Origin of the sequence: Solimonas variicoloris DSM 15731 (assembly GCF_000382285.1) — a bacterium.
GTDB classification, from domain to species: Bacteria; Pseudomonadota; Gammaproteobacteria; order Nevskiales; family Nevskiaceae; genus Solimonas; species Solimonas variicoloris.
Genome location: NZ_KB907927.1, coordinates 65,312 through 85,032, shown reverse-complemented (window position 1 = coordinate 85,032; position 19,721 = coordinate 65,312). Strand labels below are relative to the sequence as shown.

The 19,721-nt window shown below is 69.8% G+C and carries 22 protein-coding genes; 20 read left to right on the top strand and 2 right to left on the bottom strand.

Annotation, left to right across the window (positions count from 1 at the left end; genetic code table 11):
• The first annotated feature begins 61 nt into the window (after positions 1 to 61).
• Complete coding sequence (locus H149_RS23075; RefSeq protein WP_154654647.1) at positions 62 to 889, top strand: hypothetical protein; 828 nt, start codon at positions 62 to 64, stop codon at positions 887 to 889.
• Positions 890 to 921: 32 nt separating this feature from the next.
• On the opposite strand, the gene H149_RS0105110 is transcribed toward H149_RS23075, so the two are convergent.
• Positions 922 to 1,563, bottom strand: coding sequence for a TetR/AcrR family transcriptional regulator (locus H149_RS0105110; RefSeq protein WP_020648664.1), 642 nt, complete (start codon positions 1,561 to 1,563; stop codon positions 922 to 924).
• A 188-nt stretch (positions 1,564 to 1,751) separates the two neighbouring features.
• Here H149_RS0105110 and H149_RS0105105 point away from each other — a divergent pair, with 188 nt between their 5' ends.
• From H149_RS0105105 to dksA, 14 genes are all read left to right on the top strand, one after another.
• Positions 1,752 to 2,915, top strand: a complete 1,164-nt coding sequence (locus tag H149_RS0105105) for an isovaleryl-CoA dehydrogenase (protein ID WP_020648663.1) — start codon at positions 1,752 to 1,754, stop codon at positions 2,913 to 2,915.
• A 100-nt stretch (positions 2,916 to 3,015) separates the two neighbouring features.
• Complete coding sequence (locus H149_RS0105100) at positions 3,016 to 4,623, top strand: carboxyl transferase domain-containing protein (protein WP_020648662.1); 1,608 nt, start codon at positions 3,016 to 3,018, stop codon at positions 4,621 to 4,623.
• Between the two features lie 4 nt (positions 4,624 to 4,627).
• Positions 4,628 to 5,407 carry an enoyl-CoA hydratase/isomerase family protein gene (locus H149_RS0105095; protein WP_020648661.1) on the top strand — a complete coding sequence of 260 codons (780 nt, stop codon included), beginning with the start codon at positions 4,628 to 4,630 and terminating at the stop codon, positions 5,405 to 5,407.
• The gene (locus H149_RS0105090) at positions 5,408 to 7,399 is read left to right on the top strand and encodes an acetyl/propionyl/methylcrotonyl-CoA carboxylase subunit alpha (RefSeq protein ID WP_020648660.1); all 1,992 of its coding nucleotides are present in this window, start codon (positions 5,408 to 5,410) and stop codon (positions 7,397 to 7,399) included.
• A 19-nt stretch (positions 7,400 to 7,418) separates the two neighbouring features.
• Complete coding sequence (locus H149_RS0105085) at positions 7,419 to 8,342, top strand: hydroxymethylglutaryl-CoA lyase (RefSeq protein WP_020648659.1); 924 nt, start codon at positions 7,419 to 7,421, stop codon at positions 8,340 to 8,342.
• Positions 8,339 to 9,052 carry a CoA transferase subunit A gene (locus H149_RS0105080; RefSeq protein ID WP_020648658.1) on the top strand — a complete coding sequence of 238 codons (714 nt, stop codon included), beginning with the start codon at positions 8,339 to 8,341 and terminating at the stop codon, positions 9,050 to 9,052. Before H149_RS0105085 ends, H149_RS0105080 begins: the two co-directional genes overlap by 4 nt.
• Positions 9,053 to 9,054: 2 nt before the next feature.
• Positions 9,055 to 9,687 (top strand): 3-oxoacid CoA-transferase subunit B, encoded by a 633-nt coding sequence (locus H149_RS0105075; RefSeq protein ID WP_020648657.1) that lies wholly within the window; start codon positions 9,055 to 9,057, stop codon positions 9,685 to 9,687.
• A 247-nt stretch (positions 9,688 to 9,934) separates the two neighbouring features.
• Positions 9,935 to 10,372 carry a YciI family protein gene (locus tag H149_RS0105070; protein ID WP_020648656.1) on the top strand — a complete coding sequence of 146 codons (438 nt, stop codon included), beginning with the start codon at positions 9,935 to 9,937 and terminating at the stop codon, positions 10,370 to 10,372.
• Between the two features lie 11 nt (positions 10,373 to 10,383).
• Entirely contained in the window at positions 10,384 to 10,791 is a 408-nt protein-coding gene (locus H149_RS0105065) for a VOC family protein (protein ID WP_020648655.1), read from the top strand.
• A 29-nt stretch (positions 10,792 to 10,820) separates the two neighbouring features.
• Positions 10,821 to 11,348, top strand: a complete 528-nt coding sequence (locus H149_RS0105060) for an SRPBCC family protein (protein WP_020648654.1) — start codon at positions 10,821 to 10,823, stop codon at positions 11,346 to 11,348.
• A gap of 81 nt (positions 11,349 to 11,429) precedes the next feature.
• Entirely contained in the window at positions 11,430 to 11,846 is a 417-nt protein-coding gene (locus tag H149_RS0105055; RefSeq protein WP_020648653.1) for a YciI family protein, read from the top strand.
• Positions 11,847 to 11,872: 26 nt separating this feature from the next.
• Complete coding sequence (locus tag H149_RS0105050; RefSeq protein WP_026352873.1) at positions 11,873 to 12,517, top strand: dihydrofolate reductase family protein; 645 nt, start codon at positions 11,873 to 11,875, stop codon at positions 12,515 to 12,517.
• Between the two features lie 73 nt (positions 12,518 to 12,590).
• Positions 12,591 to 13,901, top strand: a complete 1,311-nt coding sequence (locus H149_RS0105045; RefSeq protein ID WP_211213539.1) for an RNA polymerase sigma factor — start codon at positions 12,591 to 12,593, stop codon at positions 13,899 to 13,901.
• 243 nt (positions 13,902 to 14,144) lie between these two features.
• Entirely contained in the window at positions 14,145 to 14,912 is a 768-nt protein-coding gene (gene dksA / locus H149_RS0105040; protein WP_154654646.1) for an RNA polymerase-binding protein DksA, read from the top strand.
• A gap of 97 nt (positions 14,913 to 15,009) precedes the next feature.
• Here the strand turns inward: dksA and lexA are convergent, their stop codons facing one another.
• Entirely contained in the window at positions 15,010 to 15,663 is a 654-nt protein-coding gene (gene lexA / locus H149_RS0105035; RefSeq protein ID WP_020648649.1) for a transcriptional repressor LexA, read from the bottom strand.
• Positions 15,664 to 15,731: 68 nt separating this feature from the next.
• Between lexA and H149_RS0105030 the strand changes: the two genes are divergently transcribed.
• From H149_RS0105030 to ureC, 5 genes are all read left to right on the top strand, one after another.
• The gene (locus H149_RS0105030; protein WP_020648648.1) at positions 15,732 to 15,998 is read left to right on the top strand and encodes a hypothetical protein; all 267 of its coding nucleotides are present in this window, start codon (positions 15,732 to 15,734) and stop codon (positions 15,996 to 15,998) included.
• Between the two features lie 511 nt (positions 15,999 to 16,509).
• Complete coding sequence (locus H149_RS0105025; protein WP_020648647.1) at positions 16,510 to 17,358, top strand: urease accessory protein UreD; 849 nt, start codon at positions 16,510 to 16,512, stop codon at positions 17,356 to 17,358.
• 8 nt (positions 17,359 to 17,366) lie between these two features.
• Complete coding sequence (locus tag H149_RS0105020; protein ID WP_026352870.1) at positions 17,367 to 17,669, top strand: urease subunit gamma; 303 nt, start codon at positions 17,367 to 17,369, stop codon at positions 17,667 to 17,669.
• A 10-nt stretch (positions 17,670 to 17,679) separates the two neighbouring features.
• Positions 17,680 to 18,003: an urease subunit beta gene (locus tag H149_RS0105015; protein WP_020648645.1), complete on the top strand. Its 324-nt coding sequence runs from the start codon at positions 17,680 to 17,682 to the stop codon at positions 18,001 to 18,003.
• A complete protein-coding gene (ureC, locus tag H149_RS0105010; protein WP_020648644.1) occupies positions 18,000 to 19,712 on the top strand; it encodes an urease subunit alpha in 1,713 nt (570 codons plus the stop codon). The genes H149_RS0105015 and ureC overlap by 4 nt, the downstream gene beginning before the upstream one ends.
• Positions 19,713 to 19,721 lie beyond the last annotated feature (9 nt).

Genomic DNA, 19,721 nt, shown 5'->3' with positions numbered 1-19,721 from the left:
GATCAGGCCGCGTCATCATTGCGCGCGCGCCTGGCTCTGGGCGCACCCTGCGCGCCGCGGCGTGGCGATCGCGATCGCGATCGGCATCGTCGTCGCGGACGCGACGGCAGCATGGCAGACGACCGCGGTCGGGCGGACGCATGCGGTCTGTCCGGAATTCCATATTGCAGCCTTTCTCCGACGCGAACGTCCGCTTCCTCGTAAGGCGGCGATGATCGGCTGCAGACCACGTGCGGGCATTGACGCCCATCAAGCGGCTTCGCGCCCGGACGGCAACGCCTTGACCGCGGTCAAGGCAGGCCCCTTGCGGGCCCGAAAGACTGTCACCACGGCGCAAAGCTCTAGGCCGAACCTGTTCCTCGCCACTCCCGGACGCGAACCGACGATGAATACCCCACTTCAAGCCTTGCCTGCTCCGCGCGTCGCGTCGCGATCCGCCCGCCGCCCGCCGGCGCTGACGATCGCCACATCATCCGCCGGCCCGGCCGCGGTCGGCGAAGCCGCGCTCGATCGACGCTACATCCGTCTGCTGCTCGAAAACTTCTGCGGGGAAACGGATGGCTACCGCCGCTGCGGCCTGATGCGGGCGGCGATTGACCTCTACGATCAGCTTACCGACCGCGCGGGCGCGCACCTGTCGCCGCCGCCCGCACAGGCCGCGGCGATCGACGATCTGATCGATCTGCTCGAATGCACGCCGCCGGCCGGGCGTCTCTACTACTCGCGCGGGCTCGACCTCATTCGCTCGCTGCGCACCGAGCTCGACCGGCAGGACGCGCTCGCCGGCAATGAAGCGCCGCTTGCCGACGACGACGCCCGCCATGCGATGCGGGGCCGGACGATGGCGCGCGCCCAGATGCTGCTCGCGCCGGTCAGCGCCGCCGCCTGAATCGCCGGCGATGGCATGCGCCGCGCGAGCGTTCAGCGCGGCGCGGCGCGTGAGCGGCGCGACGGCGACGGCACGCCGGCCACCGCGCGATGGCAGAAATCGACGATCGCGGCGACCAGCTTGCGGTCGTCGACGCGTCGCGTGGTCGGCGCGACCGGGCGAACCAGCGCCTCGGTGAAGGCGCCGACGATGCAGGCCGCGGCGACCTCGACCGATTGCTTCGGGAACTCGCCGCTCGCCACGCCCTCGCTGAGCACGGTCTTGAAGACGTCGCTGAATTCCTGCCGGCAGAGGATACGGGCCGCCTCCACTTCCGGATCGGCCGGCTCGGCGATGAATGCGTAAGCCAGGTGCGGCCCTTCGAGCGCGCGCTTGGCGAACGACTCGACCGCCGCGCACAGCCGCGCGCTGGCCGTGCCCGGGCGCGCGATCAGCTCGCGCAGGAGCGCGCATTCGCGGCGCACCGCATCGGTCAGCACCTCCACGAAAAGGTCCGCCTTCGACGGGAAATAGCGATAGATCGCGCCGGTCGAAAGTCCGGCCGCGGCGGCGACGGCGGTGATCGAGGCTTCGCGGAAGCCGCCGCGCGCGATCAGGCCGCGGGCGGCCAGGACGATGCGCTGCCGGTTGTCGGCGAGGCGCTCCTGCATCAGGGTCGAACGCTGGTAAGCCATGGTCGGGACAGTGTTCTGGCGTCGATGAAGTGAATCTACTTTAAATTTGTGAAGCTCGCTTCACTTTTTTTCGGAGCGCGCGTAGCATGCGCTGGCCCGCGGCGGAGAATCCACCGGGCGATCGATCGCCGCGACGCCGGCGCCCAATGACGACAGGACGGCCGGCAAGGCCGCGGAGCACGAACGCCATGCGCTTCAAGAGCCTCAACTTCGACCTCGGCCGGGACATCGACGAACTGCGCGACATGACCTGGCGCTTCGCGTCCAAGGAGATCGCCCCGCTCGCCGACGCCGCCGACCGCGACAATGCCTTCCCCAATGCGCTGTGGCCGAAGTTCGGCGAGCTCGGCCTGCTCGGCCTGACCGTCGAGGAGGAATACGGCGGCACGCCGCTCGGCTATCTGGCGCACGTGGTGGCGATGGAGGAAATCTCGCGCGCCTGTTCGGCGATCGGCCTTTCGTACGGCGCGCACTCGAATCTGTGCATCAACCAGCTGCGCAAGAACGGCAGCGAGGCGCAGAAGAAGAAGTATCTGCCCAAGCTGGTCAGCGGCGCGCATATCGGCGCGCTGGCGATGTCCGAGCCGGGCGCCGGCTCCGACGTGGTCAGCATGAAGCTGCGTGCCGACAAGCAGGGCGATCGCTACGTGCTCAACGGCAACAAGATGTGGATCACCAACGGCCCGGATGCCGACACACTGGTGGTCTATGCCAAGACCGACCTCAACGCCGGGCCGCGCGGCATCACCGCCTTCATCATCGAGAAGGGCTTCAAGGGCTTCTCGACGGCGCAGAAGCTCGACAAGCTCGGCATGCGCGGAAGTAACACCTGCGAGCTGGTGTTCCAGGATTGCGAGGTTCCCGAGGACAACGTGCTCGGCGTCGTCGGCCGCGGTGTCAACGTGCTGATGTCGGGCCTCGATTACGAACGCGTCGTGCTGTCCGGCGGTCCGCTCGGCATCATGGCCGCCTGCCTCGACGTGGTTGTGCCGTACGTGCACGAGCGCAAGCAGTTCGGCCAGAGCATCGGCGAGTTCCAGCTGATGCAGGCCAAGCTCGCCGACATGTACGTCGCGCTCAACGCCTGCCGTGCCTACGTCTATGCCGTCGCTCGCGCCTGCGATCGCGGCGAGACCACGCGCAAGGATGCTGCGGGCGCCATCCTCTACTGCGCCGAAAAGGCGACCTGGATGGCCGGCCAGGCGATCCAGACGCTCGGCGGCAACGGCTACATCAACGAGTTCCCGACCGGGAGGCTGTGGCGCGACGCCAAGCTCTACGAGATCGGCGCCGGCACCTCGGAAATCCGCCGCATGCTGATCGGCCGCGAACTGTTCAACGAGAGCAAGTGAGCGGCGCGCGCCGCCGCGACGCCGCGCCTGCCCGCCCGATGGCAGCGGACAGCGGCGCCCGGCGCGGACCGCACCCCGCATTCACCTCCAGAGGAATCCCGTGAGCGTCATCGCCTCGAAGATCCGCACCGGCAGCGATGAGTTCGCCGCCAACGCCGCGCAGATGCGCGGCCTCGTCGACGAGCTGCGCGCGAGCACCGCGCAGGCCGCGCTCGGCGGCTCGGAAGCCGCGCGCGCCAAGCACACGGCGCGCGGCAAGCTGCTCGTGCGCGAGCGCATCGACGGCCTGCTCGATCCGGGCGCGCCGTTCCTGGAACTGTCGCCGCTCGCCGCACACGGCATGTACCAGGGCGAGGTGCCGTGCGGCGGCATTGTCGCCGGCATCGGCAGCATCCAGGGCCGCGAATGCGTGATCGTGGCCAACGATGCCACCGTCAAAGGCGGCACCTACTACCCGATCACCGTCAAGAAGCATCTGCGCGCGCAGGAAGTGGCGCGCGAGAACCACCTGCCCTGCGTCTACCTCGTCGACTCCGGCGGCGCCTTCCTGCCGATGCAGGACGATGTCTTTCCGGACAAGGAGCACTTCGGCCGCATCTTCTACAACCAGGCCAATCTGTCGGCGCTCGGCATTCCGCAGATCGCCTGCGTGATGGGCTCGTGCACCGCCGGCGGCGCCTACGTGCCGGCGATGAGCGACGAGACGGTGATCGTGCGCAACCAGGGCACGATCTTCCTCGGCGGCCCGCCGCTGGTGAAGGCGGCGACCGGCGAGGTCGTCAGTGCCGAGGATCTCGGCGGCGCCGACGTGCATACGCGCGTCTCCGGCGTCGCCGATCACTACGCCGAGAACGATCACCACGCGCTGGCGTTGGTGCGGCGCATCGTCTCGAACCTCAACCTGCGCAAGCAGCCCGGGGTCGACCTGCAGTCGCCGGAAGCGCCGCGCTACGATCCGCAGGAAATCTACGGCGTGATCCCGACCGACACGCGCAAGCCCTACGACGTGCGCGAAGTGATCGCACGTCTGGTCGACGGCTCGCGGCTCGACGAGTTCAAGGCGCGCTACGGTGCAACGCTGGTCACCGGCTTCGCGCACATCCACGGCTACCCGGTCGGCATCGTCGCCAACAACGGCATCCTGTTCTCGGAGTCGGCGCAGAAAGGCGCGCACTTCATCGAGCTGTGCGCGCAGCGCGGCATTCCGCTGCTGTTCCTGCAGAACATCTCGGGCTTCATGGTCGGCCGCAAGTACGAGAACGGCGGCATCGCCAAGGACGGCGCCAAGATGGTGACGGCGGTGGCGACCGCGCAGGTGCCGAAGTTCACCGTGCTGATCGGCGGCTCGTTCGGGGCCGGCAACTACGGCATGTGCGGCCGCGCCTATTCGCCGCGCTTCCTGTGGACCTGGCCGAACTCGCGCATCTCGGTGATGGGCGGCGAGCAGGCGGCGAGCGTGCTCGCGACCGTCCGCCGCGACGGTCTGGAAGCGCAGGGCAAGACCTGGAGCGCCGAGGACGAAGAGAAGTTCAAGGCACCGACGCGCGCTCAGTTCGAGGCGCAGGGCAGCCCGTACTACGCCAGCGCGCGACTGTGGGACGACGGCATCGTCGATCCGGCGCAGACCCGGCGCATGCTGGCGCTGGGCCTGTCGGCGGCGCTCAACGCGCCGATTCCGTCGACGCGCTTCGGCGTGTTCCGGATGTGATGCGATGAGCCGACTCGACATCGTTCGCGACGGTGCCGTCGCCACCGTCTGGCTCACCCGCCCGGACGTGCACAACGCCTTCGACGAACACCTCATCGCCGAACTGAGCGCTGCGCTGCGCGCGCTCGACGCCGACGATGCCGTGCGCGCCGTCGTGCTCGCCGGCCGCGGCAAGAGCTTCTGCGCCGGCGGCGACCTCGACTGGATGCGGCGCATGGCCGGTTACGGCGACGACGAGAACCGCCGTGACGCGGCCGGGCTCGCCGAGATGCTGCGCACGCTGGCGACGCTCGGCAAGCCGACCATCGCGCGCGTGCACGGCGCGGCGCTGGCCGGCGGCACCGGCCTGGTCGCCGCCTGCGACATCGCCGTGGCGACGCCGAACGCCAGCTTCGGCACGACCGAAGTCCGCCTCGGCCTGATTCCGGCGACGATCAGTCCGTACCTGATCCGTGCGATCGGCGCGCGCGCCGCGCAGCGCTACTTCCTCACCGCCGAGCGCTTAGGCGCCGCCGAGGCGCTGCGCCTGGGCCTGGTGCATGAAGTCGTCGACGCCGACGCGCTCGACGCGCGCATCGCCGCGCTGCTCGAATGTCTGCTCGCCGGCGGTCCGCAGGCGCTCGCCGCCGCCAAGCGCCTGATCGCCGAGGTCGTCGACCGCCCGATCGACGCCGCGCTGATCGCCCGTACCACCGAAGGCATCGCCGCCGCGCGCGGCAGCGCCGAGGCGCGCGAAGGCATCGCCGCCTTCTTCGACAAGCGCCGTCCGGCCTGGGGAGGCTGAATGTTCACCAAGATCCTGATCGCGAACCGTGGCGAGATCGCCTGCCGCGTCATCGCCACCTGCCGGCGGCTCGGCATCCGCACGGTCGCCGTCTATTCCGAAGCCGACGCCGGCGCGCGCCACGTGCGTCTCGCCGACGAGGCCTGGTGCATCGGTCCGGCCGCCTCGCGCGACAGCTATCTGCGCGGCGGCCACATCATCGAAGCGGCGCTGCGCAGCGGCGCGCAGGCCGTGCATCCAGGCTATGGCTTTCTGTCCGAGAACGAGGGCTTCGCCGAGGCCTGCGCCGCCGCCGGCCTGGTCTTCATCGGCCCGCCGGTCGCAGCGATACGCGCGATGGGCTCGAAGTCCGCCGCCAAGGCGCTGATGGAAAGAGCCGGCGTGCCGCTGGTGCCGGGTTATCACGGCGCCGAGCAGGCGCCCGCCTTCCTGCGCGCGCAGGCCGACCGCATCGGCTATCCGGTGCTGATCAAGGCTTCGGCCGGCGGCGGCGGCAAGGGCATGCGCGTCGTCGAGCGCAGCGAGGATTTCGCCGCGGCGCTCGCCTCGTGCCAGCGCGAGGCGGCGGCTTCGTTCGGCGACGAGCGCGTGCTCATCGAGAAATACCTGCAGCGCCCGCGCCACATCGAGATCCAGGTCTTCGGCGACACGCACGGCAACGTCATCCACCTGCACGAGCGCGACTGCTCGGCGCAGCGCCGTCACCAGAAAGTCGTCGAGGAAGCGCCGGCGCCGCACATGAGCGCGGAGCGCCGCGCGGCGATGGGCCGCGCCGCCTGCGAGGCCGCGCGCGCGGTCGGCTACGTCGGCGCCGGCACCGTCGAATTCATCGCCGGCGAGAGCGGCGACGATTTCTACTTCATGGAAATGAACACGCGCCTGCAGGTCGAGCATCCGGTCACCGAGATGATCACCGGACTCGATCTGGTCGAATGGCAGCTGCGCGTCGCCGCCGGCGAGCCGCTGCCGCTCGCGCAGTCGCAAATTCCGCTGCACGGCCATGCGCTCGAGGTGCGCGTCTACGCCGAGGAACCCGAGAAAGGCTTCCTGCCGTCGATCGGCCGGCTCGCGCACTACGCGCCGCCGCCGGCATCGGCGCATGTGCGCGTCGACACCGGCGTCGAACAGGGCGACGCGATCACGCCGCATTACGATCCGATGATCGCCAAGCTGATCGTCTGGGACAGCACGCGCGAGCGCGCGATCGAACGCATGCTGCTGGCCCTCGCCGAGTTCCGTATCGTCGGCGTCGGTCACAACCTGGCGTTCCTGTCGCGCCTCGTCGGCCACCCGGCATTCCGCGCCGGCGAGGTCGACACCGGCCTGATCGGCCGCGACGGCGAGCGCCTGCTGCAGGCCGGCGGCGAAGCGCCGTTCGAAGCGTTCGAGGCGGCCGCGCTGTGGCTCGCCCTCGACGCCGCCGGACAGCAGCGCCGCCGCGCGGCCGCGAGCGCCGATCCGCATTCGCCGTGGGCGATCGCCGACGGCTGGCGCCTCAACGGTGCGCAGACGCGTCGGCTCGCGTTCCGCGCCGGCGAACACGAACGCACGCTGACGCTGGGCCACGCGGCCGGCGGCCTGTCGATCGACGGCGCCGCCGTGCACGTCGACGCGCACGAGGGTTCGCGTCTCGACTACCGCGCCGGCGCGCGCAAGGTCAGCGCCGTGCTGGTGCCGCACGGCGAGCAGCTGCACGTGTTCGCCGGTGGCCGGCACAGCGTGCTGACCTATCTGGACCCGCAGGCGCACGTCGGCGAGGATGCCGGGGACGAGGGAGGACTGGTCGCGCCGATGCCGGGCAAGATCGTCGCGCTGCTCGCCGAAATCGGCGCCGAGGTCGACAAGGGCGCGCCGCTGCTGATGATGGAGGCGATGAAGATGGAGCACACGCTGTGCGCGCCGGCGCGCGGCAAGGTCCGCGCCTTTCATTGCCGTGCCGGCGAGCAGGTCGGCGACGGCGCCGAGCTGATCGATTTCGAGGTGAGCGCATGAAGTCCGCCGGGAGCCTGTCATGAGCGCCATCGGTGCCCTGCCCGCGCGCGTCAAGCTGGTCGAGGTCGGCGCCCGCGACGGTCTGCAGAACGAAGCGGTCGCGGTGCCGACCGCGACCAAGCTGGCGCTGATCGCGGCGCTCGCCGACGCCGGCCTGCGCCACATCGAGGCGACTGCGTTCGTCTCGCCGAAGTGGGTGCCGCAGATGGCCGATCACGACGCCGTGATGCGCGGCGTGCCGCGTCGGCCCGAGGTGCGCTATTCGGCGCTGACGCCCAATCTCAAGGGCTTCGAGGCGGCGCTGGCCGCCGGCGCGCAGGAAGTCGCCGTGTTCGGCGCCGCGTCCGAGGCGTTCTCGCAGAAGAACATCAACTGCTCGATCGCCGAAAGCCTGCGCCGCTTCGAGGACGTCATGCAGGCCGCCAGGACGGCCGGCGTCCCGGTGCGCGGCTACGTCTCCTGCGTGCTCGGCTGCCCCTATCAGGGCGCGGTCGAGCCGGCGGCGGTCGCCGAGGTCGCCGGCACGCTGTACGACATGGGCTGCCACGAGATTTCGCTCGGCGACACCATCGGCGTCGGCACGCCGCTGGCGACGCAGCGCATGCTGGGCGCGGTAATGCGCCGCGTGCCGGTCGAACGCATTGCCGGCCATTTCCACGACACCTACGGGCAGGCGCTCGCCAACGTGCTCGCCGCGCTGCAGAGCGGCGTCGCCGTGTTCGACAGCTCGGTCGCCGGTCTCGGCGGCTGCCCGTACGCGGCCGGCGCGTCGGGCAACGTCGCCAGCGAGGATCTGGTCTATCTGCTGCACGGTCTCGGCATCGAGACCGGCATCGATCTCGACGCGCTGGCGCGGGCCGGCGACGACATCTGTGCGGCGCTGGGCCGGCCGACGCGTTCGCGCGTCGCCCAGGCACTGGCGGGAAAAAGGAGAAACGGATGAACAAGCTGTATCCGGATGCGAAAAGCGCGCTCGACGGTCTGCTGCGCGACGGCATGACGCTGGCGGTCGGCGGCTTCGGCCTCTGTGGCATTCCCGAGGCGCTGATCGACGCGCTGCGCGACAGCGGCTGCCGCGAGCTGACGGTGATCTCGAACAACGCCGGCGTCGACGGCTTCGGCCTCGGCCGCCTGCTCGACACGCGGCAGATCCGCAAGATGATTTCCTCGTACGTCGGCGAGAACAAGGAATTCGAGCGCCAGTTCCTCGCCGGCGAGCTCGAACTCGAGTTCACGCCGCAGGGCACGCTCGCCGAGAAGCTGCGCGCCGGCGGCGCCGGCATCCCGGCGTTCTACACCAAGACCGGCTACGGCACGATCGTCGCGGACGGCAAGGAAACGCGGCAGTTCCCGAACGCCAGCGGCGAACCCGAGTGGTACGTGATGGAAAAGAGCCTGCGCGCCGATCTGTCGCTGGTGAAGGCCTGGAAGGCCGACAAGGCCGGCAACCTCGTCTACCGCAAGACCGCGCGCAACTTCAATCCGCTGTGCGCGACGGCGAGCAAGCTGTGCGTCGCCGAGGTCGAGGAGATCGTCGAGACCGGCGAACTGGACCCGGACCACATCCACACGCCGGGCATTTACGTGAAGCGCCTGGTGCTCAACGCGCACCCCGAAAAGCGTATCGAGAAGCGCACCGTGAGGGAGAGCTGAAGATGGCCTGGACGCATGAGCAGATGGCGCAGCGCGCCGCGCGCGAGCTGCAGGACGGTTTCTACGTCAACCTCGGCATCGGCCTGCCGACGCTGGTCGCCAACTACATCCCGGCCGGCATGGACGTCTGGCTGCAGTCGGAGAACGGCCTGCTCGGCATCGGCCCGTTCCCGCGCGACGCCGAAGTCGACGCCGACCTCATCAACGCCGGCAAGCAGACCATCACCACGCTGCCCGGCAGCGCGTTCTTCAACAGCGCCGATTCGTTCGCGATGATCCGCGGCGGCCACATCAACCTGTCGATCCTCGGCGCGATGCAGGTCTCCGAGCGCGGCGACCTCGCCAACTGGATGATCCCCGGCAAGATGGTCAAGGGCATGGGCGGCGCGATGGACCTGGTTGCCGGCGTCGAGCGCGTGGTCGTGCTGATGGAGCACACGGCCAAGGGCGGCACGCACAAGATCCTGCCGCGCTGCGACCTGCCGCTGACCGGCGTCGGCGTCGTCGACCGCATCATCAGCGACCTCGGCGTGCTCGACGTGACGGCCTCGGGCCTGCGCCTCGTCGAACTCGCCGACGGCGTCGAGCTCGACGCGCTGCGCGCCGCGACCGGCTGCCCGGTCGCCGCCGACTAGGACCGGCGGCGCCGGCCGCTGCCCTCCACCCTCGCTCCGGCGCCTGCTTCCCGCAGCCCCCGGGGCGAGGGTTTTTTGCGTTCTGCCTCACGCAATAATTTGTTTCCCGACAAGCCGTTGCGCTGAAACTCCGGGCTTGTGGCCGACGCCGTGTCGATCTGCCGGGCGCTCGTTCGACGTCTCCGTGTGAAGCGCAATCCCGCGCTTCGCGATCATCGGCCCGGCCGGGCCGCATGGGAGACGAGTCATGCGCTTCATGGTGATGATCAAGGCGAACGCCGACAGCGAGGCCGGCGTGCTGCCGGACCAGCGCCTGCTGGCCGAGATGGGCCGCTACAACGAGGAACTGGTGCGCGCCGGCGTGCTGCTCGCCGGCGAAGGCCTGCATCCGAGCGCGCGCGGCGCGCGCGTGCACTTCGCAGGCACGCAGCGCACGGTGACGCGCGGTCCGTTCGCGCGGCCCGACGATCTCATCGCCGGCTTCTGGCTGATCCAGGCACCCTCGCTGTCCGAGGCGATCGAGTGGGTGCGGCGCTGCCCCAATTCCGGCAACGGCGACAGCGACATCGAAATCCGCCAGGTATTCGAGGCCGAGGACTTCGGCGCCGAGTTCACGGCCGAGCTGCGCGCGCAGGAAGCGCGGCAGCGCCATGAAACGGAAACGCGCGCGACGGCGCACCACTGAAGGAGAACGACATGAAAATCCAGCCCTATCTGACGTTCGACGGCCGCTGCGAAGAAGCGATCGAGTTCTACCGCCGCGCGGTCGGCGCCGAAACCACGGTCCTGCTGCGCTTCAAGGATCAGCCGGAAGCGGCGCAGGGCATGCCGCCGGCACTGCACGACAAGATCATGCACTGCAGCCTGCGCATCGGCCAGACCGAAGTGATGGCCACCGACGGCCACTGCCGCGGCACGCCGCAGTTCGCCGGCATCTCGCTGGCGCTCAGCGTGCCCGATGCGAGCGCCGCGCTGCGCGTGTTCGCGGCGCTGTCCGACGGCGGCCGCGTCGTGCAGGCGCTGACCAAGACCTTTTTCTCGCCGAGCTTCGGCGTGCTCGCCGACCGCTTCGGCGTCGAATGGATGATCGTCGCCGCCCCCTGAGCGAGCGTCCTGCCACCCCCGGAGTTCTCATGTTCAAACGCCTGCTCGCCGGACTCGCGCTCGCCGTAGTGGCGGTCCTCGTCTACGCCGCGACCCGCCCGGATCATTTCCGCGTCGAACGTTCGATCCGCATTGCCGCGCCGCCCGAGGCGATCTATGCGCTGATCGCCGACTTCCACCGCTGGCCGGCGTGGTCGCCGTACGAGCGCAAGGATCCGCGCATGCAGCGCGAATACCGCGGCGCCGACGCCGGACTTGGTGCGATCTACGCCTGGAACGGCAACGGCGAGGTCGGCGCCGGCAGCCTGGAGATCAGCGAGGCCGCCGCCCCCGGGCGGCTGGTCATGCAGCTGCGCTTCGAGCGTCCGCTGCAGACGCACAACGTCGCCGAGTTCACGCTGCAGCCGCAGGACGGCATGACGCAGGTGCGCTGGGCGATGTCCGGTCCGGCGCCGTACCTGTCGAAGCTGATCGGCGTGTTCGTCGACATGGATCGCATGATCGGCCGCGACTTCGAGGCCGGACTGGCGGCACTCAAGACCGCTGCCGAACGCTAGGCACCGGCACGACGGGCTGCGCGCGTGCGCCAGAACTCCTACCTCGATCGACTCCTTCCACGACACTGCCGAGATACGACCATGCGTTTCATGATGCTGATGATTCCCAAGGGTTACGAAACCGCCGCGGCCGACGCGATGCCGAGCGCCGAGGCCGTCGCCGCGATGATGAAATACAACGAAGACCTGCAGAAGGCGGGCGTGCTGCTGGCGCTCGACGGCCTGCACCCGCCGGCGAGCGGCGCGCGCGTGTCGTTCAGGGGCGGCACGCCGACCGTCACCGACGGGCCGTTCGCCGAGGCCAAGGAGGTGGTCGGCGGCTACTGGATGATTCGCGTCAACTCGCGCGAGGAAGCGATCGCCTGGGCCTGCCGCTGCCCGGCAGGCGAGAACGAGGTCATCGAAGTCCGGCGCGTGCAGGAGATGGAGGACTTCCCCGACGACATCCAGCAGATCGTCGCCGGTTTTCCGGAACTCGGCACGGCGGCGCGCGCCTGAACGCCGTCGCAAACAGAAGCTCCTCGATGAGCCGGCTGCGCGTTTCATCGTTCTCGTTGTCGGTCGACGGCTACGCCGCCGGTCCCGAGCAGAGTCTCGAACATCCGCTCGGCATCGGCGGTATGGCCTTGCACGACTGGGGGCTGTCGACCGCGACGTTCAAGGCCCTGTTCGGCGACACCGGCGGCACGACCGGCATCGACGACGACTATGCGGCGCGCGGCTTTCGCAACGTCGGCGCCTGGATCCTCGGCCGCAACATGTTCGGGCCGCAGCGCGGGCCATGGCCCGACGAAAGCTGGCGCGGCTGGTGGGGAGAGACGCCGCCGTACCACGTCCCGGTGTTCGTGCTCACGCATCATGCGCGGCCGACGCTGACGATGGACGGCGGCACGCGCTTTCATTTCGTCACCGGCGGCATCGACGCCGCGCTCGCCCAGGCGCGCGCCGCCGCGGCCGGCCGCGACGTGCGCATCGGCGGCGGCGCCGCGACCGTGCGCCAGTACCTGCGCGCCGGCCTGATCGACGAAATGCACCTGGCGCTCGCACCGGTACTGCTCGGCCGCGGCGAGCGCCTGTTCGACGGACTCGACGCCGTCGCGCTCGGCTACCGTGTCGTCGAGCACGTCGCCGGCGAGCACGCCACGCACATCGTGCTGCGCCGCGGCTGAAGTGCGGCGGCCTGCACCGGCGCCGCGGCCGCGGCGCTTGCCGGCGGCGCGCGGCGATGTTCAGATCATCGCCGTGAGCCCGAGTCCGCAAAACGCTGATCCGCGCGGCGAGATCCATCGCACCATCGACGCCGTCTGGCGTATCGAATCGGCGAAGATCATCGCCGCGTTGACGCGCCTGCTGCACGACGTCGGCAGCGCCGAGGAAGTGGCGCAGGACGCACTGGTCGCCGCGCTCGAACAGTGGCCGCGCGAGGGCCTGCCGGAACGGCCGGGGGCCTGGCTGATGGCGGCCGCCAAGCACCGCGCGATCGACGCCTTGCGCCGCCGTGCGCTGCTCGCACACAAGCACGAGGAACTGGGTCGCGAGCTCGACGCGCAGCAGGAAGAGGCCGCCGCCGCGCTCGCTGCGCGCATCGACCGCGAGCTCGACGAGCCGGTCGACGACGACCTGCTGCGCCTGATGTTCATCGCCTGCCATCCGCTCCTGTCGCCGGAAGCGCGCGCGGCGCTGACGCTGCGCCTGCTCGGCGGTCTGACCACCGACGAGATCGCCCGCGCCTATCTGGTCCCGGAACCGACCGTCGCGCAGCGCATCGTGCGCGCCAAGCGCGCGCTCGCCGAGGCCGGCGTGCCGTTCGAACTGCCGCAGGGGCCGGAACTCGGCCAGCGCCTGGCGTCGGTACTTGAAGTCGTCTACCTCATCTTCAACGAAGGCTACTCGGCGACGGCCGGCGACGACTGGCTGCGCCCGGCGCTGTGCGACGAGGCGCTGCGGCTTGGCCGCATCCTGGCGGAACTCGCGCCGCGGGAGCCCGAAGTCCACGGTCTGATCGCGCTGCTCGAAATCCAGGCCTCGCGCGCCCATGCCCGCGTCGGTCCGTCCGGGGAACCGGTGCTGCTGCTCGAACAGAACCGGGCGCGCTGGGATCCCTTGCTGATCCGCCGCGGCCTGGCCGCGCTGCAGCGCGCGCAGGCCCTCGGCAAAGCCCCCGGCCCTTATGTCCTGCAGGCGGCGATCGCTGCCTGCCATGCCTGCGCGCTGCGCGCCGAGGAGACCGACTGGGCGCGGATCGCCACGCTCTACGCGACGCTGGCCGAGGTCCAGCCCTCGCCCGTCGTCGAACTCAACCGCGCCGTCGCCGAAGCGATGGCGCACGGTCCGGCCGTCGGTCTGGCGCGGGTCGACCGCCTGCGGCGCGCGCCGGCGCTGCGCCAGTACCACCTGCTGCCGAGCGTGCGCGGCGACCTGCTCGCCCGCCTCGGCCGGCACGACGAGGCGCGCCGCGAGTTCGAGCGCGCCGCCGCGCTGACGCGCAACGAGCGCGAACGGCGGCTGCTGCTGGAACGGGCCGCCCGGTGCGGCCGCAACGCCAGCGACTGAGACGGCACACGTGCGGCGGGCCGGATCATCCGCTTGTCGGCACCCTCGGGCGCCGGGAAACGGCGCTGCCAAGCTGTTTTTTGAAGAATTTACCGAGCAGGAGCAGCGTTCCGGGCCGATCTCGCATCATCGTTCAGGGCATGCACAATGCATGCTGGCACACGCGATTGACCCCCGCCTTGATAGCAGTGTATAACGCCCCACTTTGCGTTGGACCGGTACTTTGCGTTCCAGGGTCGGGACATGAAAGCCAAGAAAACTTCCGCAAAAAAGGCTGCCACCACGAAGGCGGCCAAAGCTGCTCCGAAAAAGACGGCTGCAGCGCCGAAATCCGTGCCGAAGAGCGCGGGTCCGTTGAAGAAAGCCAAGAGCGCGCCTCAAGCCAAAGCGGCCGCCAAGACCCGCGTGCCGGCCAAGTCCGGCGCCGCGGGCCCTAGCCCGAAAAAGATTGTCGTCACCTCTGCAGCTGGAAACGTGAAAGTGCAAGAAAAGAGCAAGTCCCCCGCGAAGGCCGCGCCGGCCAAAACCAGCGCCTCGAAAGTCGCCACCGCCGCCAAGGTCGTCCGCGCGCCGCAGAAAATCGCGCCGCGTGCCCCCGGCGCGCTGCTCAGCGAAGACGACATCCGCGCGATGTCCGACGACGAATACATGAACGACGCCCAGCTCGAGTTCTTCCGCCAGCGTCTGATTCACATGCGCGAGGAAGTCCTGCAGCGCGAGGTGGACGTCAAGGAGCGCCTGCACGAACGCGAGATGTTCGCCGATCCGGCCGACCGCGCGACCGCCGAGGAAGAGCACTGGCTCGACCTGCGCCTGCGCGAGCGTGAATCGCTGCTGCTGAAGAAGATCGACGACGCGCTGCGCCGCATCGAGGCCAAGGAATACGGCTACTGCGAGAAGACCGGCGATCCGATCGGCATCCCGCGCCTGCTGGCACGTCCGACCGCGACCGTCTGCGTCGACGTCAAGGGCCAGGACGAGCGCGTCGAAGCCCAGTTCCGCGATCGCTGATACGCACTATCGCAACGCAAAAAGACCCGCGAACTTCGCGGGTCTTTTCGTTTGTGGCGGCCCGGACTGGCCATGCCGCCGCGGTGCCCGCGTCGCCCTATTTCGGGCGGCCGGTGCGGAACAGTCCGACCATCACGCCGGCGATGCGGAACGCCGGCAGCTCCTGCGCCGCCTCGTCCTTCGCCAGATCGATCTCGATCGGCGCGTAACGCGGGTTCTCGGCGATCAGGCTGACCTGCCGGCCGCGCCGGCGGTAGCGCTTGAGGGTGATGCTCTCGTAGCCGGTGCGGCGGTCGAGCAGGCAGGCGGCGATGATGTCGCCGTTCGCCGCCTCCGACTGGTGATGAATGCCGACCAGATCGCCGTCGAGGATGCCGGCGTCGACCATCGAATCACCGCTGACGCGATGCAGAAAATCGGCGCGGGGCCGGAACAGGTCGGGATCGATGCGCAGCCATTCCTGCGCGTTTTCCGGCGCCGTCAGCGGCGCACCGGCGGCGATGTTGCCGAACAGCGGCAACTCGAACTGGCGCGGACCGGACGCATCCTTGAGCACGCGGATGCCGCGCGCATCGTTCGGCGAGAGTTCGATCTCGCCCTTGCGCGCCAGGGCCAGCAAGTGCTCGCGCGCCGCGTTGCGGTTGAAGCCGAAGCGCTCCGCGACGTCGCCGTGCGACGGCGGGAAGCCGCGCTCGCGGATCCATTCCTGGATGAACGTGAGGATCTCGAACTGCCGGGTCGTCAGGGCCATGGTCGCTTGCAATCCCTTTGGGTTTTGGATACTGTGCATTTGCACAGCACTGAGCGAGTGAACAGTATATGAGCCACGCCCTGACCGCAAGCCCGAAGACCGCGCACGCCGATCCCAAGCCCGCCCGCCGGCGCGGCGGCCGCTCCAAGCCGATGGCCGTGGACACGCGCCCGTATGCACGCGTCCGCCGCCGCGAATCGGTCGCCGCGACGGCTGCCCAGGTCGGTGCGGACTGGCGCGACGGGCTGATCCCGTTCGGTGTCGTCGCCAGCCTCGGCTTCATCGCGGTCTATCACCACGCCGTGCTGATCGAGACGATCGGCGCGCTGTTCTAAGACGCACCGCTCCGGCAATCCCCCGGCTTTCCCAGGTCTGCGCGACCTGATCCTCCCTCCTCTCGGGTCGCGCAAGCAAAGGGGCCGCCTTCTCGCGAAGGCGGCCCCTTTTTTACGGCCCGCATCGCGCCATGCGGCGTTTGCCGCACAGCGCAGCGAGGTTCGGCACGGCGATGCCGGCCGCTCCCGCGCGGGCCGGCCTTTGCCGCGTTGAACAACGGCGCACGAGAAAGGCCATGCCTGCGCGATGAAGTGGCGCGGCGGCACGCCTTTTGATTATCAGTGCGCGAACCCCGTGCCTGGACGGCGAACGAAATGCGGAACGATGCGATGCAGCGGAGCACGGCCTTGGCGACGCTCACCGTCCGTGCCCGGCCTCGCCACGAGCGCGCGGGCTCATGATCCGCGCCAGCAGAACGGATCGCCGCCGGATGGCCGCCTTCGGCGGGGCGGCGATGGCGGGCCCCAGTGCCCCCGGACGGATGCGGATGAACAGCGCAAGGCGCCGGGCATGACCCGCGCCGAAGGCGTCCGCCATCAGCGCGCCAGCGGTCGCGCGCAGCTGTCGTTCCGCCGCGACGAGCGCGGCCGCTCGGTGCTCGGCGATCTGTACCAGCAGGCGCCGTGCCGCGTGCTGTTCCCGCAGGTCGAGGCCGGCGAACCGCCGCAGGCCGTGCTGCTGACGACCACCGGCGGACTCACCGGCGGCGACGAAGTGCGTTTCTCGATCGAGGTCGGCGCCGGCGCCAGTGCCACCGTCACCACGCAGGCCGCCGAGAAGCTGTACCGCGCGCTGCCGACCGACGCCGATACCCGCATCGAGTTCAGCGTCCGCGCCGCGCGCGACAGCTGGCTCGAATGCCTGGCCCAGGAAACGATCCTGTTCGACCAGGCCCGTCTGCGGCGTCGCTTCGACGTCGAACTCGAGGCCGGCGCGCGCCTGCTCGCCGTCGAAAGCCTGGTGTTCGGCCGCACGGCGATGAACGAACGCTTCCGCCAGGGCCGCGTGCACGATGCCTGGCGCGTGCGCCGCGACGGCCGCCTGATCTGGGCCGACGCCTGGCATCTGGACGGCGATATCGAGGCCTTGCGTGCCGCACCGTTCGGATTTGGCACGGCTGTCGCTAGTGCGACGGTGCTCTACGTCGGCGACGAGGTGCCGCGCCTGCTCGGCGAAGTGCGCCGCGTGCTCGACGGCGATCGCCACGGCGGCGCCAGCGGCTTCGAGCATTTCCTGCTCGTGCGCCTGCTCGACGACGACGCAGCGCGCCTGCGCACGCGACTGATGCACGTCGCCGCCACGCTGCGCGCGGCCGCGGCCGGCCTGCCGCCGCGCCTGCCACGCGTCTGGACCTGCTGAGAACGAACGTGAACCTGACTCCCCGAGAAAAAGACAAGCTGCTGATCGCGATGGCCGCGATGGTCGCGCGCCGCCGCCTCGAACGCGGCGTCAAGCTCAATCATCCCGAAGCGATCGCGCTGATCACCGACGCCGTCGTCGAAGGCGCCCGCGACGGCCGCAGCGTCGCCGAGCTGATGCAGGCCGGCGCGCAGGTCCTGAGCCGCGCGCAGGTGATGGACGGCATCGCCGAAATGATTGCGGAAATCCAGATCGAAGCGACCTTCCCCGACGGCACCAAGCTCGTCACCGTGCACCAACCGATCCGCTGAGGCCGCGCCCATGATCCCCGGAGAAATCATCACCGCCGACGGCGACATCGTGCTCAACGCCGATCGCCCGGGCCTGCGCCTGACGGTCGCCAACACCGGCGACCGGCCGATCCAGGTCGGCAGCCACTACCACTTCTACGAGGTCAATCCGGCGCTCGCCTTCGACCGCGCCCGGGCGCGCGGCATGCGCCTCGACATCGCCTCCGGCACGGCGACGCGCTTCGAACCCGGCCAGTCGCGCGAGGTCCAGCTCGTGCCTTATGTTGGTGCGCGGATCGTGCACGGTTTCCGCGCCGAGGTGATGGGCGCGCTCGATACGGAGCCGCAGGCATGAGCACCACGATCAGCCGCCGCGCCTATGCCGGCATGTACGGCCCGACCGTCGGCGACCGCATCCGTCTCGCCGATACCCATCTTTTCATCCGCGTCGACGAGGACCGCACGGTCTACGGCGAGGAAGTGAAGTTCGGCGGCGGCAAGGTGATCCGCGACGGCATGGGCCAGTCGCAGGCCAGCCGTGCCGACGGCGCCGTCGACACCGTCATCACCAACGCCGTGATCCTCGATCACTGGGGCGTCATCAAGGCCGACATCGCGATCCGCGACGGGCGCATCGTGCGCCTCGGCAAGGCCGGCAACCCGGACGTGCAGCCGGGCGTCGACATCGTCATCGGTCCCGGCACCGAGGTGATCGCCGCCGAGGGCAAGATCGTCACCGCCGGCGCGATCGACGCGCACATCCACTTCATCTGCCCGCAGCAGATCGAGGAAGCGCTCAACGCCGGCGTGACGACCATGCTCGGCGGCGGCACCGGCCCGGCGCACGGCACGCTGGCGACGACCTGCACGCCCGGCCCCTGGCACCTGGCGCGCATGCTGCAGGCCGCCGAAGCGTTTCCGATGAACCTCGGCTTCTTCGGCAAGGGCAACGCCAGTCAGCCGGCGGCGCTCGAGGAAATGGTGCTGGCCGGCGCCTGCGGTCTCAAGCTGCACGAGGACTGGGGCACGACGCCGGCGGCGATCGACTGCTGCATGCGCGTCGCCGACCAGCTCGACGTGCAGGTCACGCTGCATACCGACACGCTCAACGAATCCGGCTTCGTCGAATCGACGATCGCCGCGTTCAAGGGCCGCACCATCCACGCCTTCCACACCGAAGGCGCCGGCGGCGGCCACGCGCCGGACATCATCCGCGTCTGCGGCCTGCCCAACGTGCTGCCGTCGAGCACCAATCCGACGCGCCCGTACACCGTCAACACGATCGACGAACACCTCGACATGCTGATGGTCTGCCACCACCTCGACCCGCGCATCGCCGAGGACGTGGCCTTCGCCGAAAGCCGCATCCGCAAGGAAACGATTGCCGCCGAGGACATCCTGCACGATCTCGGCGCGTTCTCGATGATGAGCTCGGACAGCCAGGCCATGGGCCGCGTCGGCGAAACGATCATTCGCTGCTGGCAGACCGCCGACAAGATGAAACAGCAGCGCGGCGCGCTCGGCCCCGACGACGGCCTCGCCGACAATTTCCGCGCACGCCGCTACATCGCCAAGTACACGATCAATCCGGCGATCGCGCACGGCATCGCCGAACACGTCGGCTCGGTCGAGCCGGGCAAGCTCGCCGATCTGGTGCTGTGGTCGCCGGCCTTCTTCGGCGTCAAGCCGGATCTGGTGCTCAAGGGCGGCATGATCGCGACCGCACCGATGGGCGATCCGAACGCCAGCATCCCGACGCCGCAGCCGGTGCACTACCGGCCGATGTTCGGCGCCTACGGCCGCGCCCGCATCGAGACCTCGCTGCTGTTCGTCAGCGGTGCCTTCGCCGCCGGCGGCGGTGCCGCGCAGCTCGGCCTGTCGCGCCCGCTCGCCGCAGTGAAGAACACGCGCGGCGGCATCGGCAAGCGCAGCATGGTGCTCAACGACGCGATGCCGCACATCGAGGTCAATCCGGAGACCTACGAAGTGCGTGCCGACGGCGAGCTGCTGCGCTGCGAGCCGGCCGCGGTGCTGCCGATGGCACAGCGCTATTTCCTGTTCTGAGGGCGCGCC